Consider the following 23,695-nt stretch of genomic DNA (forward strand, 5'->3'; position numbering starts at 1 on the left):
ATCAGGTCGAACGAGGAATCATTCACGTGAAATTATGATCTTGTGCTGGAGTTCGCGGGCATCTTCGACATTCATCTCACGGTCGCCGGTGATGGTGACCTTGACGCCCTGGCCGCCTGTGCGGCCCCAGGCCACGTCAAGTTCACCCACATCGTCCTGGCCGCCGGCGCCACCCCCTCCCAGCCCATGCTCACTCTCACCGGCCGCGGCACCCTCTCCGAACAGCGCGTCCTCGTCGACGGCTGGACGGCCAGACTCGCCGCGGAAGGCCACCGGGTCATCCGCGCCAAGATCGAAGCCGCGCCCTGGAACGCTGACATCCCCCAGGACAGCGGGATCGACGGCTGCTACTTCGAGCACCACGTCAAAGTGCTCGTCAAAGACGACCTCGCCGACCTCACCGAGACGGCCGGGAGGCACGGCGCGCACGTGTCGGCCAATGCGCGGCGGAGCCGTACCGATGGATCGCACGAGTGGTTCGTCACCCAGCGGTGCCATCGCGTCGGCCTGACCGAAGCGCGGCGCAGGTTGGACGCGCTGCTCGCCGATCTGCGCGGCTTCACCGTGCTGGAGGCGGAACAAGAATTCGTGGTGTACGACGACAATCCCGGCGCCGACCGGGGCTGGATCGAGGAACGATGACGACGTCCTGGGATGATTACTCCTCCTTTCCGTGGGTGCCCGAGGGCTGGATTCCGGAGCGGGGAGAGGAGAAGTTCCCCACGACCTACCTGCCGGTCACGATCGGCGCGGGAACCCGGCAGAAACCGATCTTCGATCCGGCGTTGAAACAGTTCGAGCGTGCCTACCGGGCGGGGGAGCCGGAGTTCGACGCCCCGGAGACCGGGCGGCGGTGGCGTACCGCGCGGCGGCACGCGATCGACCTGGTGCTGGAGGTCATCTCCGGGTCGGTGTGGTCGGAACACCTGGTGCTGAGAGGGAGCCTCCTGCTGGAGGCGTGGATCGGGGACATCGCCCGCGACCCCGGTGACCTCGACTTCGTCGTCGTGCCCGCCAAACTGACGCTGGACAGCCCCGAGGTCGCCGCGATGTTCCGGGACCTGGTCGAGGGTGTGACGAGCCGGACTCTGGACGGGGTACGCCTCGATCCCGCCGACGTCGCGGTGGACGACATCTGGACCTACGACCGGGTGCCGGGGCGGCGCCTGGTGTTCACCTGGCACGCCGACGGGCTACCGCCCGGCACGGTGCAACTCGACTTCGTGTGCGGGGAGAAGTTGCCGGTGCCGCCCCAGGTCACCGGCATACCCCGAGCCGGGGGCGGCGAGCCGACGCCGATCCTGGGGGCCACGCCCGAACTGTCGCTGGCCTGGAAGATCCTCTGGCTGGTGACCGACATGCACGCCCAGGGCAAGGACCTGTACGACGCGGTCTTGCTGGCCGAGCGGGTGACCCTGCCACCCGACCTGCTGACCGAGGTCCTGGACGGCGAGCCGTTCGACGCCGGGATGATCCGTGGGCTCGGGACCGAATGGGAGGAGTTCCGGGCCGAGTATCCACAGGTGCCCGGGGACCAGTTCTACTGGCGCGACCGGCTGGCCGACGCGCTCGGCCTGCCCTGATCGCAACCCCGACCCGGGGCACCTCACATCAAACCTGGCCGCCGCTATCAGGTGCTGGCAGCGCCACGACGGCCTCGCCTGTGTAGGCCGTGAAGGTCAGGGTCTCCTGGAAGTACAGGTGGATGTTGGCCGTGTCGTGTGCGAGGTAGCCGATCGAGAGGTCCTGGCCGAGGTGCAGTTCGAAGTCGCCGCCCCGGGTGGACAGCAGGAAGGCCCCGTCGATGGCGGGTGCCCAGATGGGGTCGCCGTCCACCAGCCGGGTGAGGTGATCCTGGACCGGGTAGCCCTGGTCGGCGGCCTCGGCGACCGCGGTGTAGGCGTCGGCGCCGAGGGCCAGCGTGTATGGGCCGTTGACGCCGGCCAGTCGCAACGCGGTCACGGCCTGGGCGATCGCGGTGGGATAGTCGCGTACGTGTGGCGGGAGGGCGATCGCCGGGTTGGTGGCGGCGGCGCGAACACCGACGATGCCGGCCGCCGCGTACCCTTCGAAGATCGCAAGGTCCTCGGCGAAGGCGATCTGGCGGGCCGCGTCCTTGACCGGCTGCCAGTCCGCGTCCTTGGCCCCGCGTTCGACGTCGTCGACCTGCTGCCGGTCGATAGTGAAGGGCACGCGGAGTTCGACGATCGGCTGGGATTGGCGGATCCGGGCGATCACGCTCTCCGAGTGAGAATCGATGGTCTTCAGGTGCCCGGTGCCGACCGCCGACAACAGAACGCCTTCCGGGCCGGCGACGTCGACGATGCGTCGGCCGGCCACATGACGCCGGAAGGTCCGCGCCGCCTCGTTCTCCAGGTCGGCCCAGGCGGCGGCGGAGATCGGCGCGAGCTCGCGATGCAGGTTGTTCATCAAACTTCGCTTCCTCTGAGATCCCCGATCCCCAGGGATTGCGGCGACCGCGTGTCACGCTCAGCCGGCGCGGGCGTCTCGTCCTCGACCGGGGGCGCGGCCGCGATGGCAGGCGGGTCGGGGAGGTCGTCGAGGAAGTCGGCGCTCGGGACGAAGAACAGGTTGCCGGTCGCGGGGACGGAGAAATCCAGGATCCGGTCGTGTCGGGCCGGTGGGTCGCCGAGGAACATCCGCTCCAGCATCCGTTCCGTGACGGCCGGAGTGCGGGCGTAGCCGATGAAGTACGTGCCGAACTCGCCGCGACCCACCGAGCCGAAGGGCATGTTGTCACGAAGGATCTGGCGTTCGGTGCCGTCAGGGTCGGTGATGGTGGTCAGTGCGACGTGGGAGTCGGGCGGTTTGACGGCGTCGTCGAGTTCGACGTCGGACAGTTTCTTCCGGCCGATGACCATTTCCTGGGCTTCGACCGGCAGGGCGTTCCACGCCTGGAGATCGTGCAGGTACTTCTGGACGATCACGTAACTTCCGCCGGTGAATCGCGGGTCCTCCGCACCGATCAGGACGGCGGCGCTGGCTGCCGGGCCGACCGGATTTTCCGTGCCGTCGACGAAGCCCAGCAGGTCTCGTACGTCGAAATACTTGAATCCCGGCACTTCATCGCGGACCGTCACCACGTCCCGCACCCGGTCCATGATTTCCGCCCCCAGCGCGAAGCACAGGTCCGGCCGCTGGGCCCGGATGTGGAACAGCAGGTCACCCGGTGTGGCCACCGCGTGGTGGACCGGGCCGGTGAGTTCGCGGAACGGGTGCAGTTCGGCGGGGCGCGGCCCGGCGAACAGCCGGTCCCAGGCCCGCGAGCCGATCCCGGTGACGCAGCTCAGCCTGCCCTCCTGCGACCGGAATCCGACCGCCCTCTCCAGGCCCGTCAGATCGGCGAGCAAGTCCCGCACGCGGGACTCGCCTCCTGGATCGATCGTCACCACGAGGAAGAGCGCCGCCCTGGTCAGCGGGCTCAGCACCGCCTGGGGAATCACCTGCGACTCCGCCATCGCCGTTCACCCCTTGGTGGCATCGCCCCGTGCGGACTCCGTCAGCGGACCACTCGAACGCCCGGTACAACCGATCACGTCATCGAGCCGCGCCGCCCGGCCCCGTACCCACTCCCAATAATCGCTCTCCGTCATACCCCACTCACTCAACGTCTACGCGGCGCGTCGGGCGGTCCGGTTTTCAACGCCTAGTAGAGAAAGGTGAAACGGAGCGTTCCAAGGCCAGAATCAAACGCTGCCCTACTGCTGAACATGGTCTCCGTGCCTGGTCTCCGCCTTGAACGGATCGGTCAGCCATCCGCTGTCGGCCGCGGTGGTTCGCGCGGCCGACTGAAACGCGCGAATCCGGTCGCTCATCCGGTCAGGTCGCCACACCAGGGACCACGGATAGACAGGTGAGGGATGAACGATCGGCCGGACGACCAGACCCGCACCGGGGGGCGGGCAGGATTCGGGCCAGGCCGCCACCGCGTCCCATTCGCGTACCTGCTCCAGCATGCTCGACAGTGGAGTCTGACCGGAATGCGGTGGGCGGGGCCGGACGCCGGCCTCGGCGAGGAACGCCAGGACGAATTCGACCCAATCAGGGGTGTGGTCGCTGTTTCCGAACACCCAGCGGCATTGGTCAAGCCGGCTCACGGGGATCTCTCCGTGCGCCGCCAGCGGATGGTCCTCGCGCAGCACCAGTCTCACTGGATCGAGGCGGATCACCTCAGCCTCCAGTTCGGTCTGCTGCTCGGTGAACAGGCCGACGGCCAGATCCAGACGACCGGCGCGAACTTCGGCGATCTGGCGGATCATTCCCGCGATGCCGTGGACGACCTCGAGCGACGGACGCTGCCGACGCAGCGTCCGGAGAATCAACGGCACCGTGTCCAGGCCGTCGACGATACTCGCGATCCGCAGGGGTTCGTCTCCTGCGGCGGCGTAGACGGCGTCCTGAGCCGCCGCGAGCAGTTTCCTGGCCGCCTCAAGGAACCGCTCTCCGGCGGGAGTGAGCTCGACCTTCCGTGTGTTGCGCGACAGCAGGGGCGTGCCCAACTCCTGCTCAAGGCGGCGAATCTGGGTGGACAGGGATGGCTGCGCGATGAACAGCCGCGCAGCGGCACGACCGAAGTGCATCTCCTCCGCAACCGCTACGAAATAGCGCACCAGCCGTAGGTTGAGATCCATACCCCAAGTATGGGCACCCTCCTTCAGCCGGTCTTTTGACGGGAAGGCGACAAGGTCATAGGCGCTCACGGCGTTCCCCTGCCTGCGGGAGGCAAGCTGGGACCGGGTTGGCGCGATCGCCGAATGGCTATCAATCGGGCCGCGACAGGTCTTGGACGCGACGCGAGGCGATGGGTTGTGCTTGGCGCGGAACCTCTCATGACTGTGGAGCGCACATGCCCGACCGCATTCTCCTCCGCGACGGCACCGTCCTTACCATGGAGCCCGGTAGCCGCCCTCTCCGCGCCGACGTCCTGGTGGAGGATGGTCTGATCGCGGCCGTAGAGCCCAATCTGTCTGCCGCCGACGCTGACATGGTGGACGCGAGCCGCTGCCTCGTCCTGCCTGGCATGGTCGATACGCACCGGCACGTCTGGCAGACCCAGCTCCGCGGTGTCACCCATGAATGGTCGCTGAAGGACTACATCCGCAGTGTCCGCTTCCAGTCAGCGGTCTTCTACCGTCCCGAGGACATGTACGTGGGCAACTACCTCGGCATGCTGGAGGCGATCGACGCAGGTATCACGACGGTCCTGGACTTCTCCCACTGCATCAACACACCTGAGCACGCGGAGGCCGCCCTGCGAGGCACCCAGGAGTCGGGGATCCGGTCGGTCTTCGCACTCGGGCTCAACGACGTCCCCGTACCCCATCCGCACTTCGCCACCCTCGCCGCGCGCATCGAGCATGCCCGGGCGCTGAGGGCCAAGGAGCTCTCGTCCGACCAAGGGCTCGTCACCATGGGGATCAGCCTGTCCGACGTGCTGGTCGCGGGCATCGAGAGGGTTACCGAGGAAGTGACCGTCTCCCGCGATCTGGGGCTGCGGATCACCCTCCACGCCAACGCCGTCATGTTCCCCCAACCGGTGAGTGAGGTGGCGTTCCTGGACGACGCCGGGCTGCTGGGCCCGGACCTCATCTGGGTGCACATGAATCAGACAACGGATGACGAACTGCGCCGGGTGGTCGAGACCGGCGGCGCCATCTCGACCACGCCGGAAACCGAGATGCAGATGGGGATGGGACATCCGGCGCACGGGCGGTTCATGGCCGTGGGCGGCAAATGCACGTTCGGTTGCGACGTGATCTCGAACAATTCCGGCGACCTTTTCCCTCAGGTGAGACTCGCCCTGCAGACGGAGCGGATGCTGCGAAACGACCTGGAGTTGGCCCGCCATCACGGCCCCGACGACATCCGGCCGTCCACCCTGTCCCACCTCGAAGGCGCGACGATCAACGGCGCGGAGGCGCTCGGGCTGGCGTCACGGATCGGCACGCTGACTCCGGGCAAGGAAGCCGACATCATCGTCATCCGCGGCGACGCCCCGAACATGCTGCCCGTGAACGACCCGGTGGCGGCCGTCGTGATGCACGCGCACGCGGGCAACGTCGACACGGTCATGGTCGCCGGCCGGATTCTGAAGCGAGACGGACGGCTCCTGGCCGACCCCGCCCGCCGACTGGCCCTGATGGACGAGTCACACGGGCACCTCATGGACGCCATCCAACGCCACGGCGGCCTCATCCCACAGCCGCCCGCGCCTCTCCCCTGGTGAGACGTCAGTCCGGCGGAGTCGGTGGTCGGCCCGTCTGTGGGTCGATGAGCACCGTCAGCGCGTCGAAATCCGGCGGTGTGCGGTACGGCGTCGTCCAGGCCCTCCGCCCGAAGTTCGCTTCGAGGCTCGCCAGAAGCGGGGTCGCCAGCCATTCCTCGGTCGGATACTCCTGAGCCGTCCAGCCGAGCTCGTACTGCTGGCCGCAGAGGGTGCCGTCCAGATCGCAGTGCACGAGCGACGGGAGCGTGGTGGTGGTGTACAGATGAGCCAGGCCGATGGCGCTGATCGGGTTCGAGCGCAGGTTCAGCGACCGGAGGCGGGTGAGTCCCGAAGCCCCGGCGATCGCCGCCACGTGATCGTCGTCGAGTCCCTCACCGGAGAGGTCCAGCGCGAGCAGCCGGGACAGCAGTCCGGAGGCGAGCACGTCGGGCAGCAGCGGTGCCACGCCGGTGAGCTTGACGTACAGGATCGGCGCCACCGCGAAGAGCTCGGGTGCCCGCCGCAGGAAGGTCCCGGCATCGATGCTCACCCATTCGACGAAGCCACGGCGGAAGGCGACCTCCTGCGCGCCCAGCCGTCCGACGGCCGCCGCCCACTCCGAGTGCCACTCGATCAGCAACCTGCTCCGCCGAGGTTCGGACCGTCCGAGGCTGGGCCAGTCCCGCACCTTCTCCCGCACCTCGACCTGCGTACGGACCAGCGCGGCCTGGGGAGCGCCACGCGCCTCGGCGAGTTCCGCCCAACGTAACCGGGCCTCGGTGTCGTCCGGGCGGGCGAGGATCTCCGCGAGCGCGGCGGCCTCGGCGTCCGACGGTGGTGGCGGAGGCCAGGCCGGAGCCTGCGGGAGAGAGAAGGCCACCTCCAGAGCCCAGATCGCTTCTTCGATCCGCTTACACCAGAGCTCCCCCGGACGCCGGCGCCGGTCGGCCGAACCGTCGAAGGCCGGGAGCGCCTGGCCCGCCAGCCTGGACAACGACCTGGCGGCCCATTCGACCTTCGACGGGAAGAGCCGCGTACGCGGCATCCTGTTCAGCAGCCGCACAGCCCTGACCACCGCCATCCGCGCGATGCTCAGGTCCTCCATCGCCTGCCCGAACAGCTCCCGGATCCGAGGGACATGCTCATGGCCCGCGAAAAGGTCACCGATCACCCCCAGCCGCTCGGCGACGCGTCCGATCACATACAGGTCAGCGGCAGCCAGCCCAAGGCCGAGCACCACCTCCTCATAGGAGCGGCTCCCAACACGGACGGCAGCGGCGGCACCGACCGCCTGCCGAACATCCGGCCCACAAGGGCCAAGCAGAGCCTCGATCTGCGCTCTCGCCCCCTTGATGACAGGCGGATACCCCTCTTCGTCGGCGATTGTGTGCCGCGCGACCGTAGGCCAGTCGCTTCGCCGAGGCGGCAAGGAGTCCCGAATGCGCCGGAGAGCGTCGGGGGTGGCCAGGACAATGGTCAGCTCGGCGATGTGCATGGCCTGGCCGACGGAGAGCCTGCCAACCGCCGACGAATTCGGTGCCGTCATGCCTGGATGCTCCCATCCGCGCCACGAACCGGACATGTCCTCACCCGTACAGATCTGGGGGCTCGGGACGGCGTCTGTTTCCTTCCGGAGTGAACGTGAAGCTGTCCTCGAAGGGCCCGCGTCCGACCCGGACCGCCAGGAGAACGGGCTCGTCGAAGATCGGTCGCCGGACCGGTTCGTCGGAGGTTCCGTTCCAGAGGTGGAAGAAGACCATCGGCTCCGTCGTACGTTCGGTCAGGTAGGCAAGTGTTGAGCCGAAGTGGGGGTTGGTGCTGCCGAAGAGAACGCTAGGCGGGCCAAAAGCCTCGTGCACATCGGCGAGTATGCGGTCCTGAGCAGTCCAGGTGGCGAGTTCCCGCCGCAGGGACGCGTATTCCTCGCCTGTCAGCGTTCTCTCCACGTCCAGCCAGCCGCGATCCCGGGCGAACTCCGCGTAGATCGAGGCAACGGCGTTATCGTCGCGGCCGGGTATCACGCTGCTGAAAGCTCCGGCCACACCGAATGCGTTGAACGCCCCCCGCGAATGCAGCGCCTCATGTTCCTCCGCCCAGGCGTCCTCCTCACGTTCCGCGTAACTCAGGTAATCGAGCAAGAGTCGCAGCGCCACCTCCGGGCCGTACATGCCGGGCCGGCGGAGCATATTGTTCAGCTGGGTTCTGAGGTAAGCACGGATCTCGGCTGAGGGTCGGGGGCCGGGGTGTGCAGTCACATTGATCATTCTCGGTCACCAGACTCCGCGATACTGCGGCGGCGCCTGGGGAAACACCGTCTAGATCTGGATGGTCAGGACGTGTGCTTCCAACGCTCTCAGGGATGCTGCGACCTCGTCCCGCAGCATCCAGCCGCGGACATGTACGAGCAGGCGTTGGCGCCAGAATGTCAACGGTGTGAGGGTCCATTTCACGGTGACTGCGCATCCTTTGGAGTGGGGGGCGATCTGCCACGTCCAGTTGGTATGCGATGGGTTGCCGTCGTCGGTCTGGGACACGTATGAGAAATGGCGTGTGGCCTGGTCGAGAGAGAGGATCCGCGAACGTGATCGCCATGTGTAGCCCGGTATGTGTAACTGGCTGATCCATACCGCGTCGGGGGTGAGCTCGGGTGGTACTTCAGGCACCGCGATGATGCGTTCGTTCCAGGAAGGCAGGTTCGGCAGGTCGGTGATGGCGGCGAAGGCGGCGTCGGGGTCGACGCACAGGACGGAAGTCACGCTTGGCATGGCTCGACGTTAGGGTTTCGTTCTTCCCGGGGTCTTCCTCGGTTTGGCGCGGCTCAAGTCCAGGCCCACAGGGCTGCTTCGGCGGTCCATGCCGTCACCAGGCCCACGACAAGGGCCAGCGGTGTGCTGCGGGTACGCCGCCAGGCCAGTACGCAGGCGGCTGCCGCGATGAGTGTGGGTGCCGTTGCGTGGAGGGACAAGGAGCCGCTGGGCAGGATGAGAGCGGGCAGGACCAGCGCGCCCAGTACGGCGGGGCCGATGTGCGGGAGGGTACGTCGTACCGCCGCCAGGGCTGCGGCGCGGTGGGAGAGGAGGAACGCGACGCGCATCAGGTAGGTGCCGGCGCCCACCGCCAGCAGGACTAGCCAGTCACGCATGACGACTCCCGATGTAGGCGCCGGCCATGGCTCCCGCGGTGCCGCCGGCGAGCACGTTGAGGCCCAGGGGGAGGCCGGTGGTGGCGAGTGCGACGGCGCCTCCGGTGAGGGCGGCGGCGTAGCCGGGGCGGTCTTTGAGCATGGGCAGGAGGAGGAGCAGGAAGCCCAGGGGTACGGCGAACGTCAGTGGTAACGCGGCGGGCAGTACGCCGGTGAGCAGGACGCCGATGCCGGTGAGCAGGAGCCAGCCGGACCATAGGACTGCGGCGACGCCGGCGTAGTACTGCAGCCGCTGGAGGGGCTGCTCGTTGACGCGCTCGTACCGGACGATGGCGAGGGCGTAGATCGGGTCGGCCAGGAAGTAGGCGCCGAGCAGCCTCCACTTGCGCGGCCATGACTGGGCGTAGGGGGCCAGCGAGGCGCTGTACAGCAGGTGGCGGATGTTGACAACGAGGGCCATCGCCACGACGAGCGCGGCGTGGGCGCCGCTGTCGAGCATCTGGACTGCCACCAGCTGGGCGCTGCCGCCCACGATGAGCCAGGACGATGACCATCCGGTGAACGCGGGCACGTTGGTGGACGCCATCGCCGCACCCACGGCGAGCGCGAAGGGGATGAGCGCCATCACCATCGGGAGCGCGTCGCGCGCACCGGCGTAGACCGCCAGCGCGCGCGATTGCTTTCCGATGGCTGAGTCAAGCAGGTTCACCCGGTTCTCCTGATGACCGCCTCCAGGTAGTCCATCCGGAGCACCACCGTGTCGTCGTCGGAGGTGTTGAAACGCTTGACCAGGTCGAACATCTCGGCCTTGAGGTCGGCGGCGCGGTCCGCTCCCAGCGCCGCGACAGCCCGATTCGTTGGGCCGTAGTGGGTGGTGAAGAAGTCGACCTGGTGGTCGGCGGACGGGAACCGCCACAAAAAGCTTCGCCGCGGAGCCGAGATGGTCACCTCGGGGCCGAAGAGTTCGCGCAGCCGGTCCTGGCTGCCCCAGAGCACCGGAGGCTGAAGCCCGGGCGGGGACGGCAGGTAGCGGCTGATGGTGCGGAACAGCTCGCCGACGTAGCTGTCGGGGACCCAGTTGACCATGCCGATCCGTCCGCCCGGCCGGCAGACCCGGAGCAGTTCACGGGCGGTCTGCTCCTGGTCGGGGGCGAACATGGCGCCGCAGGTGGATACGACGACATCGAATGAGGTGTCGGGGAAGGGCAGGGCCTCGGCGTCGGCCTCCTCGAAGGTCGCGTCCAGGCCTTCCGCGTGGGCGCGCGCGCGGGCCCGGTCGAGCAGGGCGGGGACGAAGTCGACGCCGACGACGTTGCAGAACCGGCGGGCCGCGGCCAGGGCGGCGTTGCCGTTGCCGCAGGCCACGTCCAGGACCCGCTCGCCGGCACGCAGGTCGACGGCCTCGCACAGCAACTCGGCCGTGAGCAGCAGCCGGGTTCCCACGGCCGCGTAGTCGCCCGCGGCCCAGGTGGCCTGCTGCCGTTGCTTGATGGTGGGGATGTCCATTGCGCTTCTCCTGTCAGTCACCACGGATGAGCGCAACGCTAAAACCGGTCTCCCGGGGGGAGATCGGGAGCGTTTCCCTACCTCTCGCCGTCCGGCTCCCCATTTTTGGCCGGTACGATCGCCAGCCGCCGAGCGACCGCGACGGCCTCGTGGCGCGACGCGACGCCGAGTTTCGCCAGCAGTGCCGAAATGTGGTGGCCGACGGTCTTCGTGGACAGCGACAGCCGACCGGCGATCCCGGCGTCGGTCAAGCCCTCGGCCACCAACCCGAGCACCTCGATCTGCCGGGCGGTGAGACCGGCCGGGTTGGCGGCGGTGGCCCGGATCGGACCGCGGGGGATGCTCCGGTGACCACGACGCCGAAGATCGCGGCGCACGCGCAGCGCCGTCTGCCTGGCCCCCAGTCCGTCCAACAGCGCCAGCGCCGCCACCACCGCGTCCCGGTCACCGCAGGCCAGCGCCAAAGCCTGCTGGTACGGGCACCCGAGCTCCTGCCACGCCGCCGCGGACGCGCGCCAGTCCCCGGTCAGCAGAAGCAGGTACGGCTCGGCGACCACCGCCGGGATCTCCGGCAGGGCTCCTGCCAGCCACAGCCAGCTGGCCAGTTCTCCGGTGAACCACGGGTGAGCCGCTTGTACGGCTCGCTCGAACAGACCGGTGGCCTCCTCGGCGATGCGGTGGTCCTCGCCTTGCAGCCAGGCGTACTCGGCTCGGGCCGCGGCCACCGGCGCGGTCCATTGCAGCTCGGCGGTGGCGAAACCGCGTTCGGTCGCTTCTTGCAGGGTGGCGGCTGCGGTGGCGTCGCCACGGCGGGCCTGCAGCAGGCCCAATGGCACCAGGGCGTCCACCACCCAGGAGCCGTCCACCGCTTCCTCGGTCAGCGCCGCCTCGGCGTCCTGCCCGGCACCGGGCCAATCCCCTTGATCCATGCGCAGGCGAGCGCGGTGCCCCAGCAGGTGCTGTGCGTATCCGGCCAGCTCGTGCGCCTTGACGAAGGCGAGTCCTCGGTCCAGGTCCTGGCGGGCGTGGCGGTAGTCCCGCATCTCCGCACTGCAGGTCGCCAGGTTGCACAGGGCACGGGCGGCGTGATCCTCCAGTCCGGCGGCGACCGCCACCTCGAACCCTCGCTCCAGGTCCGCCCGGCCGGCCGGGTCGCGGGCGAGGATCCGGGCCGAACCGATGTTGGTCAGGGCGTGGCTGAGCGTCTCCTGGTCGCCGAGCCGCTGGGCCATCTCGATCGCCCGCTCGGCCCAGCCCGTGGCCGCCGTCAACCGGTTGGCCAGCATGTCCAGCTGGGCCAGGTTGCTGTAGGCCATCGCCAGCTGGTGCCCCTGCTCCAGGGTCTCCAGTACGGCGATGGCGCGGGCGGCTGCCACCTCGGCTTCGCGCCGGTTGCCGTCCCACCAGTGCAGGCGGGACAGCCAGCGCAGGCCAGCGCCGACCGCCTCCCGGTCACCGGCGGCCTCGCGGAGGTCCAGGGCGGCCTGGCGGGCCGAGACCGCCTCGACGGAGAGCCCGGACAGGTAGCACTCCACCGAGTACCCCTCCAGCAGCTCGGCTCGGACCGCCGCGGGGAGCCGCTCGGCGTGTGCCAGCACCGCCCGGTAGTGCCCGACGGCCTCCCGGTGGGCCGCCACGGCGGCCGCCTGCCGGGCCGCCTCCGGCGCGTACCGCAGTACGGCCTCGAGGTCGCCGGCCTCGCGTGCGTGGTGCACCAGCCGGGCGACGTCGGCGGGGGTGCCGGTGAGCACCTCCAGCACCCGCCGGTTCAACTCCCGGCGGCCGAGTGCCGACAGCGAGCTCTCCACCGCCCGGCGCAGCAGTTCGTGCCGGAACCCGATCGCGTCGGGGCCCGCGACCAGCAGCCCGGCCGCCACACCGGCGTCGGCCGCCGCCGCCTTCGGGCCCATCGCCTCCTCCAGCAGCCACAGCTCGGCCCGAGTCGGCACCACCGCGACCAGCCTGACCACCTCCTGCGCCTCGGGCGGCAGGCCGGCGAACCGGGCCAGCACGAGGTCGCGTACGGTCAACGGCACCCCGGCGTCGCGGGCCGCCAGCACCTCGCCGACCAGTAGCGGGTTCCCACCGGTGAGGGCGTGCAGCCCGGTGGCGGGACGGCCGACCCGCCGGGCCAGCTCCGCCACCGCCGCCTCGGAAAGCGGCGCCGGTCGCAGGCGCCGGACGGTGTTCTGCGGCAGCCTGCCGAGTACGGCACGCAGCGGATGCTCGACCGTCAGCTCGTCGTCCCGGTAGGTGACGATCAACAGCGCCCGGGTGCGTTCGATTCGCCGGCCCAGGAACAGCAGGAGGTCCAGGGTCGCCTCGTCCGCCCAGTGCGCGTCCTCGATCACGACCACCTGCCGCCGCGAGCGCTGGTCCAGTTCGTCGAGGAGGGCGGCGAACAGGTGCTCGCGCGGGCTCCCGTCGGCCAGCAGGGCGGCCAACCGGCCCCCGGTCTCGCGCCCGAGGTCGTGCAGCGGGCCCAGCGCCCGTGGCGTCAGCAGCGGGTCACACGCTCCGAACAGGAAGCGCGCCTCCCCCGAATGCCGTTCGGTGAACCGATTGACCAGCGCCGACTTGCCGATGCCGGCCTCGCCCGCGATCAGGACGACGTGGCCGGCAGCGGCGGTCGCGGCCAGCACGCCACTCAGCTCGTCCAGCAGCGACGAGCGCTCAAGCAGGTCCATCACAGGGCGACGTTACGCCCACCGGCGAGCCGGGTCACCCTGACCGCACGCCCGCCGACAAAGCCAGCCGCATGATCGCACAGACGCCCACGGCGAAGCGACTACGCGAAAGTCAGGATGACCAGTACCGCGTTGAGCGCGATGATCACCAGGCTGGCCAAGGCGGCAAGGGTAGTGGTGATCTTCCGGTTCGCCCACTCCCCCATCACGTCCCGTCGCCGAGTCAGCAGGATGAGCGGAACCAGGGCAAAGGGAATGCCGAACGACAGCACCACCTGACTGAGCACAAGCGCCTGAGTGGGTTCCACATCAAGCGCGAGAACGGCCAGCGCAGGCACCACGGCAAGACATCTCCGCACGTACAGCGGAATTCGGCGCCGGAGGAAGCCCTGCATCACCACCTGTCCCGCGTACACGCCGACGCTGGAGGAGGCCACCCCCGAAGCGAGCAGCGCGATGGCGAACAGCAGCGCGGTCAGCGGACCCGAGCTCTGCGCGAACTCGGCGTGCGCCCCCGCGAGCGTCGGCTCGGCGGCCGTGCCGTACAGCATGGCGGCGGCGACCACCAGCATCATCATGTTGACCAGGCCCGCCACGCTCATGGCCAGCACGACGTCCAGGCGCTGTACGCGGATCAGCGTGCCACGCCGAGCCCCAGGGTCGGGACCGAACCGCGACTGGGTGAGGGCCGAGTGCAGGTAGACGGCATGCGGCATCACCGTGGCACCGACCACCCCAGCAGCCAGGAGCAACGATGCCGGACCATCGAAACGCGGCACGAAGCCGGAGGCCACCTCGTCCAAAGGCACCCTGACCTGGAGCATCTGGTAGAGGAACCCGCCCGCCACCACGGCGAGCATCGCGCTGATCGCCGCCTCGAACCTGCGCTGCCTGGCCGTGAAGGCCAGGATCAGGAAGGAGACGACGGCGGTCACGATTCCGCCCTGCAGCAGCGGCAGTCCGAACAGCAGGTTCAGCGCCACAGCGGCACCGATGAACTCCGCCAGATCGGTCATGATGATCACGACCTCCGCCTGGAGCCACAGCCCCCACACCACCGGCCGCGGATAGCGGTCGCGGATGAGCTCGGGCAGGGTCCGGCCGGTGGCGGCGCCCAGCTTGGCCGACAGGTACTGCAGCAGCATGGCGACGACGTTGGCCACCAGGACGACCCAGAGCAGCAGGAACCCGAAGCGGGCCCCGCCCTCCACGTTGGTGGCGAAGTTGCCGGGATCGATGTACGCGACGGCGGCCACGAAGGCGGGACCCATCATGGCGATCACGCGCTGCTTGGCGCCACCGGGCGCGGGGACGGGGATGGTGTCGGGCGAGACTTCGGGGGACTTCACGGAACGCCTTCCGGGGGTATGCGGGGACGGGGCCAGGCCCGTCCCCGCGGGCTCGGCTCACGCGATGTTCGACGGTCTCACCATGCCTTCGGCGAGGTCGCCGAACCCCGGGGCGACGATCGCCCCCGGATTCCGGATGACCTCCTCGACGACGAGGGTCTCGGTGGTGAGGATCAGCGCGGCGATCGACGCGGCGCTCTGCAGGGCGCAGCGGGTGACCTTGAGCGGGTCGACGATGCCGCGCACGTACATGTCGCCGTACTCGCCGCGCAGCACGTCGAAGCCGTGCCCCGGCTCCAGTTCCTCGACCTTGCCGACGACGTCGTCCCCGGAGTAGCCCCCGTTGATGGCGATCCAGCGGAGCGGTTCCGCCAGCGCCATGACGACGATGTCGCGGCCGACGGAGGCGTCGCCGTCCAGGTCGAGCTCGAAGAGGTGCGCCCTGGCCTGCAGCAGGGCGGTGCCGCCGCCGGCGACGACGCCCTCCTCCACGGCGGCCCGGGTGGCGGCCAGCGAGTCCTCGACCCGGTGCTGTTTCTCCTTGAGTTCGACGCCGGTGGCGGCGCCGACCTTGATGACGGCCACGCAGCCGGAGAGCCTGGCGATCCGCTCCTGGAGCTTCTCCACGTCGTGCTCGTTCTCAGCGCGGGCCAGCTCGGCCTTGAGCTGCTCGATCCGGGCGGTGACGTCGTCGCCGGATCCCGCGCCGCCCACGATCGTCGTGCTCCGCTCGGTGACCGTCACTCTGGCCGCCCGGCCGAGTTGCGCCAGCCGCAGGTTGGCCAGGCTGGTACCGCGATCGCCACTGACGACCTCACCGTTGACCAGCACCGCGAGGTCGTCCAGCTGGGCCAGCCGGCGGTGGCCGAAGCCCGGGGCCTTGACGGCCACCGACCTGAAGGTGCCGTGTACGCAGTTGGCCACCAGCATGCCGAGGGCCGGCCCGTCCACGGTCTCCGCGACGATCACCAGCGGGGAGCCGGTGCGCATGACCTGTTCGAGCACCGGCATGAGGTCCTGGACCTTGGAGATCTTCTCGTTGGTCAGCAGGATGTAGGGGTTCTCGAAGTCGGTCTCCATCCGGGTCTGGTCGGTGGCCATGTACGGCGAGACGTAGCCGTTGTCGAACTCCAGCCCCTCGACGAACTCCACGTCCATGCCGAGCGACGGCGACTCCTCCACCGCCACGACGCCGCCGGACCCGACCCTGGCGATGGCGTCGGCGATGATCTCGCCGATCACCCGGTCGTTGTTGGCCGACAGCGAGGCCACGTGCAGCAGGTCCTCCGGTCTGCTCACCGGGCGGGCCCACTGCCGGAGCACCGCGATCGCCCGGTCGACGGCCTGCTCGATGCCGGCCTTGAGCTGCATCGGGTTTCCGCCCTTGGCCACCTTGCGCAGCCCTTCGCGCACGATGGCCTGGGCCAGGACGGTGGCGGTGGTGGTGCCGTCCCCGACGTCGAGGTTGGTCTTGCTCGCCACCTCCTTGACCAGCTGGGCGCCCATGTTCGCGAACGGGTCGCTGAGCTGGATCTCCCTGGCGATGGTCACACCGTCGTTGGTGATGGTGGGCGGGCCGGTCAGCTTCTCCAGTACCGCGTTGCGGCCCTTGGGGCCCAGGGTCACCTTCACCGCGTCGGCGAGTGCGTTGACCCCCGTTTCCAGCAGGTGCCGCGCCTCGGCGTCGAATCTCAGTAGCTTCGCCATCTCACACCTCCGTGATCAGGGGACGAGAATCGCGCGGCCCCGGATGCGGCCGTGCTCCAGGTCGTGCAGCGCCTCGGCGAACTCCGTCAGGCGGTAGGTGGTGGTGTGCAGCGCCACCTTGCCCTCGGCTGCCAGCGCCATGAGTTCGGCCAGGTCGGTGTAGGAGCCGACCAGGTTGCCGACGAAGTTGATCTCGGTGGAGATGATGTCGATCGTCGGCACGGACAGCACACCGCCGTACCCGATCACCAGGAAGCTGCCGGCCCGCCGGAGCATCGCGACGCCGTCCGCGATCGCGCCGCCTTCGCCGACGAAGTCCAGGACCACCTCGGCGCCCTGGCCTTCGGTGAGGTCCTGCACCGCCTGGACCTGCGTGCCGTCGGCCTGCACGACGTGGTCGGCGCCGAGGTCGGCGGCGAGTTTGAGTGCCTCGGCGGACCGGTCGACCACGATGATCTGTGCCGGGCTGAGCGCTTTCAGCACCTGGACGCCGATGTGGCCGAGCCCGCCGGCGCCGATCACCACCACCCGCTGCCCCGGTGCCAGCAACCGTGCCGCCTTGCGGGCGGCGTGGTAGGCCGTCAGCCCGGCGTCCGCCAGTGCCGCGACCGAGGCGGGTTCCAGGGACGGCGCCAGCTTGACCACCGCCCTGGCGTTGGTCTTCAGCAGTTCGGCGAAGCCGCCGTCGGTGTTGATGCCGGGGAAGGCCGAGGCCGTGCAGTGCACGTCGTCGCCCGCCCGGCAGGCGGGGCAGAGCCCGCAGGTGATCAGCGGGTGCAGGATGACCGGGTCCCCCACCGCCACGTTGCCGACGGCGGACCCGACCGCGTGCACCCAGCCGGCGTTCTCGTGCCCCAGCGTGTACGGCAGCGCGACGCCGGACTTCTCCCGCCACTGCCCCTCGACGATGTGCAGGTCCGTACGGCACAGGCCCGCGCCCCCGATGCGAACGATGACATCGAGCGGGCCGGTGATCTCCGGTTCCGGCACCTGGTCCACCTGGGGGACCCGGTCATAGCGATGAAGTCTCACGGCCTTCAAGCGGCACCTCCTAGATCATCTGAGTAGCGGGCGGCCAGCAGCGCCCGGCAGTGTTCGGCGTTGCCCTCGACACTCACCCGCAGGGCGTTGCCGAAGCGGAGGTGGCGGTCGACGCGCTCGGCGGGGACCCTGCTCCCGTCCGGCTGGGTGAGCAGCCAGGCGTCGGGATCGACCGGCTGGCCGACCGCGGCGCGGGCCCGCTCGTAGTCGGCCGCGAGCGGAGAAGGCGGCAGGTCGCCCAGCCGCAGGCCGGTCAGGTCGGCCGGGGTCCACCCCTGGGCGAGCAGGTCACGGCAGAGGCGGGCCTGCGCCGCGATGAAGGCCTTGCGCCGGAAGACGCTCCGCAGGTCGGCCAGGTCCCCGTCGGCCAGGCCGGGGAACGTCGCCTCGAACCCGCGGCCCACCCCCTCGCTGATCTCGCCCCCGGTGAAGTGGTCGTCGAGCTCGACCCGCACCTCGGCCGCTCCGGGCAGGGCCCGCAGTGCCTCGTCCGCGTCGGCGACCATCATGAAGACGAAGTTGGGCGCGCAGAAGTAGGTCGGCAGCCGAAGCTGCGCGTGGACGGCGCCGCCGTCCACCCGCAGCTTCCGCACGAAGCCCAGGTCGGTGATGGGCTCGTCCAGTTCCGGGTCGCGGACCTGGGCGAGCGCCGCCCAGGCCGCCTGCCGGGTGATCATGATCCGCCGCCGGCCGTGGCGCCCGCGGGCACGGAGTCGAGCTGGGCTTCGGCGGGGACCTTGAGGTCGTACAGGGCGGCGGCGTTGAGGCCGAGGATGCGCTTCTTGGCCGCCACGCTGAGCGTGCCGTACTCGCCCTGCATGTCCTCCGGGATCTGGAAGTCGACGAACCGCTCCACCAGCCAGCGCGGGCTCCAGATGGCGTAGTCGCTGGCGAACAGGAGCTTGTCCTCGCCGAGCCAGTAGAGCAGCTCGCCGATGATCTGGGCGAAGTAGCGGGGCCGGGTGTGGATGAACGGCATGGCCACGGCGAGCCCGCCGTACACGTTGGGCTCCTGGGTGGCGATCCAGCAGAAGTCCTCCAGGCGGGGCAGCCCCACGTGCTCGACGATGAAGTTCAGGTCGGGGAAGGCGGTGGCCACGTCGTCGATGTCGGCCACGTCGAAGGCGTCGCGGTTGAGCGGCCAGATCGTCGGGCCCTTGTGCACGTGGACGTTGACGATGCCGAGCTCACGGCACTTCTCCAGGTACCGGTACGCCGCGGGGTCTGAGAGCTTGTACCCCTTGGAGTCGCCCTTCCACTCGGCCGTGTAGAGCTTGACGCCCCTGAGCCCGTACCGTTCGGCCTGCTCCTCCAGCACGCGCAGGCCCTCGTCCCCGTCGCGCGGGTCGAAGGAGCCGTTCAGCACGAACCGGTCCGGGTGCCGCTCCTTCAGTACGGCGTTGCGCTCGGTCGTGTTGAAGCCCTCGCCGGGGTAGAAGTCGCGCAGGTAGGTCGGCTGGAAGATGGCCGTGTCCACGTAGCCCGTCTCGAACAGGTCGTGGATCATGTCCTGCTCGGTGTACTTGCAGAACTTGTCGTACGGCCAGATCCACTCGGCCGGGCTGAGGCTCGTCTGGTAGTTGTAGAAGCACTCGATGAAGCCCTCGCCGTACTTGTTGCGGTTCTCCGGGCTGGCGTTCCAGTAGTGGACGTGGCCGTCCACCACGTAGTAGCTCACGCCGTCCTTGTGATACATGCCGGGGCTCCTCTACTGGATCGGGCGCAGGTCGAAGTCGATGTACTCCGCCGCGTCCTCGGGGTTGGCGAACAGGAAGGTGCGGTCGTCGAGGTGCACCATGCGCCCGTAGTGGGTGGACATGATCTCCTCGAAGTCGGCGGGGCCGAACTCGAAGCCGATGGCCTCGGAGATCTCGTCGAAGTCGAATTCGATCTTGCCTTCGCCGTCCACGCGGATCATGGACGGGTACTCGCTGACCGTGACGCCGGACTTGCCGCGCATCACGTCGGCCACCACGTGGCCGTTCTGGTTGTTCATCAGCGTGACGCCGCACATGTTGGAGGACGTCGGGTTCGCCGCACCGAATGCACTCACTGGTTCAGCTCCTTCGGCTCGTTCAGGCCAAGGTCGGACAGCAGGCCGCGGAGGCGTTCCTTGGCCCGGTCGAGGGAGTCTTCGAAACGCAGCGCCTTCTCCTGCGGCTGCGACCAGATCGGCTGGAGCCGCCGCGTCGCGTCGAGGCTCACCGGGACCCACCTGGCCAGCCAGCCGTCGACCACCTCGGCGTTGGCGGCGCCGTACTTCTCCTCGCGCAGCAGGACGGTGAAGAGCGCGCGGGCGGCGCGCAGGTCGCGGTCGTAGTCGTGCTCGCCGGTCCCCATGACGGTCGGCGTGGAGTAGTCGCCGTTCCTGGCGGAGATCTGCATCACCAGATGGCTGCGGAACAGCTCGCCCACGAGGGGTTCGAAGACGAAGTTGGTGGCGAAGACCGCCTCGGCCCAGTCCTCGATCGCCGTCAGCCGCTCGACGTTCTCCCGCACGCCCTGCCAGATCGGGTCGGTGTGCCAGACGGCGCGGTGCGCCGTCCCGTCGAAGTCGGGGAGGTTCTCGCTCAGTTCGAGGTTGTAGAGGGCGAGGTCCTGCGCGAAGCGCAGCTTGTGCGTGCCGTTGACGGCCAGCATGGTGTTGATCATGTTGGTGGGGGCCGACCGCTGCACGGACACGAAGACGTGCATGCCGAGCCCGTTCTCGGCGTGCATCCAGGCGCCCACGTGCCGTTCCACGAACTCGCTCCAGCTCCGCGTCCACACCTGGTAGGCACCGGCCCGGCGCGCGTTGTCGAGGTTGAGCTGGGTCTGCCGCACGATGCTCGCGTTGTTGCGGTAGATGGTCTGCTCCCACTCCTCGTTGGGGTCGAGGAAGGCGTGCCAGTTGCCGGAACGCAGGGCGGTCCAGTCCTGGGGGTAGCCGGCGTCGCCGTTGGCGAAGGCGTAGATCCAGCCCTGGGTGAGGTGCCTGTCGGGGTCGGGCTGCACGTCGAAGGTGACGTCCTCGTACATCGAGGCGCGCAGCTTCTTGGGCTTGAAGTAGTTGAACGCCCGGCTGGTGGAACTGGGGAACGTCAACGCCCCGGCCTCGGCGTCGGTGAGCTCAGGTTTGGGGAAACTTCTGCGGGCCTGCTGCTCGGTCGGAGTCGCCACGGCTGTGCTCCTGTTCTGGTTGGTCACTGCGATCCAGCGGTGGTGGTGAACTTGTCGAAGTAGATGCGCTCGCGCGGCACGCCCTTGCTCTCCAGCAGCGGGATGGCCGCGTCGATCATGGGTGGCGGGCCGCACAGGTAGGCGTCGACCTCGGACAGGTCGGCTTCGGCCTGGTCCAGCGCCTCGGTGACCAGTCCGCCGCCCTGCTCCGACAGCACGGGCACGAACCGGAAATCGGGCAGGTCGTTCTCGAACCCCGCCATGAGGTCCAGGTGGAACAGGTCGTGTGCCGTACGGGCCCCGTAGTAGTAGCGCGTGCGCCGCCGGACGTCCTGCTCGCGCATCTGGGTGAGCAGGGAGAGGATCGGCGCCATGCCGGCGCCGCCGCCGACGAAGACGATGTCCCTGGCCGACTTCTCCCGCAGCGTGAACGCGCCGTACGGGCCCTTCACCTGGAGCAGGTCACCGGGGCGAAGGCCGTCCCGCAGCAGCCCGGAGAACCTGCCGCCGGGGTAGCACTTGATGATGAAGTCGAGGCGGTCCCGCCCGGTGTTCGCCATCGAGAACGAGCGCCACTCGTCGTCGGTGCCGGGGATCCGGATGTCGGCGTACTGACCGGGGAGGAAGGGCAGTTCCTCGACCGGCACGAGCCGCAGCGCGGTGATGTCGTGGGTGAGGGGCTCGATCGCGGCGACCTCGGTGTCCACCAGCCGGGGCGGCACCCCGGCGCGGATCGTCTCCTCGTCGTAGTTGATCAGCTCGATCTCGAGGTCGCTGTAGGCGTGCGCCTTGCAGAGCAGGACGTAGCCTTCCTCGCTCTCGTAGTCCGCGAGCGCGAACGTGGAGTAGCGGTCCATCTGCAGGTCGCCGTCGAGCAGGAAGGACTTGCACGACGAGCACTGGCCCTCCTTGCAGCCATGCATCAGCATGACGCCCTGGCGGAAGGCCGCGTCGAGGATGGTCTCCTCCTCGTCGACTTCGATCTCCACATCGACCGGCTCGAACCGGACCCGGTGCTTGTCTCCCATGTGGTCGTCTCCTCGTGGGCTTTCTGTCCGAGAGGCGCGGCAGCCGCGACTCCACCGCGCCCCGGACGCTGGGGGTCAGACCGACGTGACGTTGGGGTTCGCGCGGTACGCGGCGAGGTGCGCCTCGCGCTGCTCGGGGGTCATCTCGTTGAGCGAGACGTTCGGGCTGGCGAACGGCAGGCCGCGGACGTCGTCGAGGGTCCAGAGCTTCCTCGGGTCATCGAGGTCCAGGTGCGGCTGCGGGACGAGCGTCCTGCCGTCGTCCCGGACGTAGCCGAGGTCCTTGATGATGTCGGCGAGATCCCAGTTGTGGTACAGGGTCTCCCACTCGCGCTTGCCGGTCAGCCGGCCCATGGACGGGGTGTCCCGGCCCTCGTAGGTGGGCCGGAAGGCCACGGTGTCGGTCCAGTGGCAGGTCTCCGAGCAGTAGGTACGCCACTGGCCGTCGACCTCGTCGGCGACCAGGTCCTCCCGGACGAGGCAGGGCACCATGCAGGACCAGCAGCGGTGCGGGTACTCGTAGCCGACGTTCTCGAAGGCGATCGGCTTGTTGCCGCCCGGGTGGCGCAGCCGGTTGTAGGCCTCCCACCAGCGGCCGTACTGGTTGTACCAGCCGGGGTACTTGTGCTCGAACCACTCGAAGTCGTCGTCGGTCATCCCGTCGATGCGCCAGAAGTTCACCGGCCACCCGGTGGCGAAGAACTGCGCGACCTTGTGGACGTAGCCCTTGTTGTAGATCCGGTTCCAGGCCTCCTCGACCAGGTCGTGCGGGATCTTCAGGCCGTACTTCTCCAGCGGGATGAGGTAGCTGCGGTAGTAGTCGTCGTAGATCCACCGCCGCCACATCTCGGCGTAGCTGTCGCGGTCCTTGCGGCGGTCCTTGGTGCCGTACTCGATGAAGGTGCCGATGGCCGCGTCGACCACGCAGTGGTTGTTCCACCAGGCGTAGCGCAGGTCGCGCTGGAGCAGTTGCCGGTTCTCCTCGTCGGCCAGGGCCATCAGCAGGATCGAGTAGCCGTTGCTGATGTGCCGCGACTCGTCGGACTGGACCGAGTGGAACACGGTGGGCAGCAGGTAGTCGCCGTTGGCCGCCGCCTCCGACGGCATCGCGACGAACAGGGTGTTGGTGAACGCGGTCTCGGCGACCAGGGTCAGGTAGACGTTGGCCGCGGTGATCGCGTCACCGGTGATGAACCCCTCGCCGAACTGCCGCCCGATGGTGCCCGCGTAGCAGTTGGCGAAGGCCTTCTCACTGATGTCGAAGCCGGCGGGGTCGATGTAGTGGTTCATGTACAGACGCTTGAGGTTCATCTGGATCGTCGAGTGCCGGACCTCGTCGATCATCTGTACGGCCAGGCCGTTGTGGATCTCGGGGTTCGGCACCGCTCCGATGGCCATCGGCATCGCCCGCGCGGCCGAGATCTCCGGGAACGGGATGATGGACAGGAACAGCTTCTGCCACTCCATCCAGCGCTGCTGGACCTGGCGGAACATGTTGCCGCGGATCGCCCCGTCCATCGCCCCGAACACCCGGTTGTCCTTCTCCTCCTCCATCGGGAAGTAGGAGCGCAGGACCTGCTTGAGCGGGTCTTTCTTCGGGGACTTGTCGAACTTGTAGTCGGTGGCGAAGCGCGTGGCTGGCGTCGCGAAGGTCGGCTCCCAGGAGAGCTCGGTGATCTTCTGGTGCGCCTTGGTGAGACTCTGTCGGCTCACGTCGTCTCCCTGCTTTTCGGTCGGAATCACGACACGGCAATGACAACGGAGACGAGGTCGGCATAGCGTCTCATCTTGAGACGAGCAGGGTGGCGGCACTCGCTCTACCGTGGGGAGCAACCGGGAGGTAGCCTCGG

22 protein-coding genes are annotated in these 23,695 nt (G+C 68.9%); 3 read left to right on the plus strand and 19 right to left on the minus strand.

The window, feature by feature from the left end:
* Window positions 1–42 precede the first annotated feature (42 nt).
* The gene (locus KIP79_RS31670) at window positions 43–642 is read left to right on the plus strand and encodes a hypothetical protein (protein ID WP_308169988.1); all 600 of its coding nucleotides are present in this window, start codon (window positions 43–45) and stop codon (window positions 640–642) included.
* The gene (locus tag KIP79_RS31675) at window positions 639–1,583 is read left to right on the plus strand and encodes a nucleotidyl transferase AbiEii/AbiGii toxin family protein (RefSeq protein WP_214108629.1); all 945 of its coding nucleotides are present in this window, start codon (window positions 639–641) and stop codon (window positions 1,581–1,583) included. Before KIP79_RS31670 ends, KIP79_RS31675 begins: the two co-directional genes overlap by 4 nt.
* Window positions 1,584–1,611: 28 nt before the next feature.
* Here the strand turns inward: KIP79_RS31675 and KIP79_RS31680 are convergent, their stop codons facing one another.
* From KIP79_RS31680 to KIP79_RS31690, 3 genes are all read right to left on the minus strand, one after another.
* Entirely contained in the window at window positions 1,612–2,430 is an 819-nt protein-coding gene (locus KIP79_RS31680; protein WP_214108630.1) for a family 1 encapsulin nanocompartment shell protein, read from the minus strand.
* Entirely contained in the window at window positions 2,430–3,479 is a 1,050-nt protein-coding gene (locus KIP79_RS31685) for a Dyp-type peroxidase (protein ID WP_214108631.1), read from the minus strand. Before KIP79_RS31685 ends, KIP79_RS31680 begins: the two co-directional genes overlap by 1 nt.
* 240 nt (window positions 3,480–3,719) lie before the next feature.
* Complete coding sequence (locus KIP79_RS31690; protein ID WP_214108632.1) at window positions 3,720–4,721, minus strand: LysR family transcriptional regulator; 1,002 nt, start codon at window positions 4,719–4,721, stop codon at window positions 3,720–3,722.
* 146 nt (window positions 4,722–4,867) lie between these two features.
* Between KIP79_RS31690 and KIP79_RS31695 the strand changes: the two genes are divergently transcribed.
* Window positions 4,868–6,247: an amidohydrolase family protein gene (locus KIP79_RS31695; protein WP_214108633.1), complete on the plus strand. Its 1,380-nt coding sequence runs from the start codon at window positions 4,868–4,870 to the stop codon at window positions 6,245–6,247.
* 4 nt (window positions 6,248–6,251) lie between these two features.
* On the opposite strand, the gene KIP79_RS31700 is transcribed toward KIP79_RS31695, so the two are convergent.
* The 16 genes from KIP79_RS31700 to KIP79_RS31775 form a co-directional block, all read right to left on the minus strand.
* On the minus strand, window positions 6,252–7,772 hold the full coding sequence (locus tag KIP79_RS31700) for a hypothetical protein (protein ID WP_214108634.1): 1,521 nt from the start codon (window positions 7,770–7,772) through the stop codon (window positions 6,252–6,254).
* 40 nt (window positions 7,773–7,812) lie between these two features.
* Window positions 7,813–8,490, minus strand: a complete 678-nt coding sequence (locus KIP79_RS31705; protein ID WP_214108635.1) for a hypothetical protein — start codon at window positions 8,488–8,490, stop codon at window positions 7,813–7,815.
* 51 nt (window positions 8,491–8,541) lie between these two features.
* Window positions 8,542–8,991 carry an SRPBCC family protein gene (locus KIP79_RS31710; protein WP_214108636.1) on the minus strand — a complete coding sequence of 150 codons (450 nt, stop codon included), beginning with the start codon at window positions 8,989–8,991 and terminating at the stop codon, window positions 8,542–8,544.
* 53 nt (window positions 8,992–9,044) lie between these two features.
* Window positions 9,045–9,368: an AzlD domain-containing protein gene (locus KIP79_RS31715; RefSeq protein WP_214108637.1), complete on the minus strand. Its 324-nt coding sequence runs from the start codon at window positions 9,366–9,368 to the stop codon at window positions 9,045–9,047.
* Complete coding sequence (locus KIP79_RS31720; RefSeq protein WP_214108638.1) at window positions 9,361–10,077, minus strand: AzlC family ABC transporter permease; 717 nt, start codon at window positions 10,075–10,077, stop codon at window positions 9,361–9,363. The genes KIP79_RS31715 and KIP79_RS31720 overlap by 8 nt, the downstream gene beginning before the upstream one ends.
* Window positions 10,074–10,874: a class I SAM-dependent methyltransferase gene (locus KIP79_RS31725; RefSeq protein ID WP_214108639.1), complete on the minus strand. Its 801-nt coding sequence runs from the start codon at window positions 10,872–10,874 to the stop codon at window positions 10,074–10,076. The genes KIP79_RS31720 and KIP79_RS31725 overlap by 4 nt, the downstream gene beginning before the upstream one ends.
* A gap of 77 nt (window positions 10,875–10,951) precedes the next feature.
* The gene (locus tag KIP79_RS31730; protein WP_250214156.1) at window positions 10,952–13,561 is read right to left on the minus strand and encodes an ATP-binding protein; all 2,610 of its coding nucleotides are present in this window, start codon (window positions 13,559–13,561) and stop codon (window positions 10,952–10,954) included.
* 101 nt (window positions 13,562–13,662) lie between these two features.
* Window positions 13,663–14,910, minus strand: coding sequence for an Nramp family divalent metal transporter (locus tag KIP79_RS31735; RefSeq protein ID WP_308169990.1), 1,248 nt, complete (start codon window positions 14,908–14,910; stop codon window positions 13,663–13,665).
* A gap of 57 nt (window positions 14,911–14,967) precedes the next feature.
* Entirely contained in the window at window positions 14,968–16,617 is a 1,650-nt protein-coding gene (gene groL, locus KIP79_RS31740; RefSeq protein WP_214108641.1) for a chaperonin GroEL, read from the minus strand.
* A gap of 15 nt (window positions 16,618–16,632) precedes the next feature.
* Window positions 16,633–17,649: an NAD(P)-dependent alcohol dehydrogenase gene (locus tag KIP79_RS31745; protein WP_443611866.1), complete on the minus strand. Its 1,017-nt coding sequence runs from the start codon at window positions 17,647–17,649 to the stop codon at window positions 16,633–16,635.
* Window positions 17,650–17,654: 5 nt separating this feature from the next.
* Window positions 17,655–18,335 (minus strand): metal-sulfur cluster assembly factor, encoded by a 681-nt coding sequence (locus KIP79_RS31750; protein ID WP_214108643.1) that lies wholly within the window; start codon window positions 18,333–18,335, stop codon window positions 17,655–17,657.
* Complete coding sequence (locus KIP79_RS31755; RefSeq protein ID WP_214108644.1) at window positions 18,332–19,354, minus strand: amidohydrolase family protein; 1,023 nt, start codon at window positions 19,352–19,354, stop codon at window positions 18,332–18,334. The genes KIP79_RS31750 and KIP79_RS31755 overlap by 4 nt, the downstream gene beginning before the upstream one ends.
* Window positions 19,355–19,366: 12 nt before the next feature.
* The gene (gene mimD / locus KIP79_RS31760; RefSeq protein WP_214108645.1) at window positions 19,367–19,711 is read right to left on the minus strand and encodes a propane 2-monooxygenase effector subunit MimD; all 345 of its coding nucleotides are present in this window, start codon (window positions 19,709–19,711) and stop codon (window positions 19,367–19,369) included.
* Window positions 19,708–20,817, minus strand: coding sequence for an aromatic/alkene monooxygenase hydroxylase subunit beta (locus tag KIP79_RS31765; RefSeq protein WP_214108646.1), 1,110 nt, complete (start codon window positions 20,815–20,817; stop codon window positions 19,708–19,710). The genes mimD and KIP79_RS31765 overlap by 4 nt, the downstream gene beginning before the upstream one ends.
* A 23-nt stretch (window positions 20,818–20,840) precedes the next feature.
* Entirely contained in the window at window positions 20,841–21,845 is a 1,005-nt protein-coding gene (locus tag KIP79_RS31770) for an FAD-binding oxidoreductase (protein ID WP_214108647.1), read from the minus strand.
* A gap of 75 nt (window positions 21,846–21,920) precedes the next feature.
* Entirely contained in the window at window positions 21,921–23,558 is a 1,638-nt protein-coding gene (locus KIP79_RS31775) for a ferritin family protein (RefSeq protein WP_214108648.1), read from the minus strand.
* Window positions 23,559–23,695: the final 137 nt, after the last annotated feature.

Source organism: Acrocarpospora catenulata (genome assembly GCF_018476525.1).
GTDB classification, from domain to species: domain Bacteria; phylum Actinomycetota; class Actinomycetes; order Streptosporangiales; family Streptosporangiaceae; genus Acrocarpospora; species Acrocarpospora catenulata.

What these genes read in the sequence shown, in the direction of transcription:
- KIP79_RS31675 (WP_214108629.1), top strand. Translation starts at nt 639, where the DNA reads ATGACGACGTCCTGGGATGATTACTCCTCCTTTCCGTGGGTGCCCGAG.
- KIP79_RS31680 (WP_214108630.1), bottom strand. Translation starts at nt 2,430, where the DNA reads ATGAACAACCTGCATCGCGAGCTCGCGCCGATCTCCGCCGCCGCCTGG.
- KIP79_RS31685 (WP_214108631.1), bottom strand. Translation starts at nt 3,479, where the DNA reads ATGGCGGAGTCGCAGGTGATTCCCCAGGCGGTGCTGAGCCCGCTGACC.
- KIP79_RS31695 (WP_214108633.1), top strand. Translation starts at nt 4,868, where the DNA reads ATGCCCGACCGCATTCTCCTCCGCGACGGCACCGTCCTTACCATGGAG.
- KIP79_RS31700 (WP_214108634.1), bottom strand. Translation starts at nt 7,772, where the DNA reads ATGACGGCACCGAATTCGTCGGCGGTTGGCAGGCTCTCCGTCGGCCAG.
- KIP79_RS31705 (WP_214108635.1), bottom strand. Translation starts at nt 8,490, where the DNA reads ATGATCAATGTGACTGCACACCCCGGCCCCCGACCCTCAGCCGAGATC.
- KIP79_RS31710 (WP_214108636.1), bottom strand. Translation starts at nt 8,991, where the DNA reads ATGCCAAGCGTGACTTCCGTCCTGTGCGTCGACCCCGACGCCGCCTTC.
- KIP79_RS31715 (WP_214108637.1), bottom strand. Translation starts at nt 9,368, where the DNA reads ATGCGTGACTGGCTAGTCCTGCTGGCGGTGGGCGCCGGCACCTACCTG.
- KIP79_RS31725 (WP_214108639.1), bottom strand. Translation starts at nt 10,874, where the DNA reads ATGGACATCCCCACCATCAAGCAACGGCAGCAGGCCACCTGGGCCGCG.
- KIP79_RS31730 (WP_250214156.1), bottom strand. Translation starts at nt 13,561, where the DNA reads ATGGACCTGCTTGAGCGCTCGTCGCTGCTGGACGAGCTGAGTGGCGTG.
- groL (WP_214108641.1), bottom strand. Translation starts at nt 16,617, where the DNA reads ATGGCGAAGCTACTGAGATTCGACGCCGAGGCGCGGCACCTGCTGGAA.
- KIP79_RS31750 (WP_214108643.1), bottom strand. Translation starts at nt 18,335, where the DNA reads ATGATCACCCGGCAGGCGGCCTGGGCGGCGCTCGCCCAGGTCCGCGAC.
- KIP79_RS31755 (WP_214108644.1), bottom strand. Translation starts at nt 19,354, where the DNA reads ATGTATCACAAGGACGGCGTGAGCTACTACGTGGTGGACGGCCACGTC.
- KIP79_RS31770 (WP_214108647.1), bottom strand. Translation starts at nt 21,845, where the DNA reads ATGGGAGACAAGCACCGGGTCCGGTTCGAGCCGGTCGATGTGGAGATC.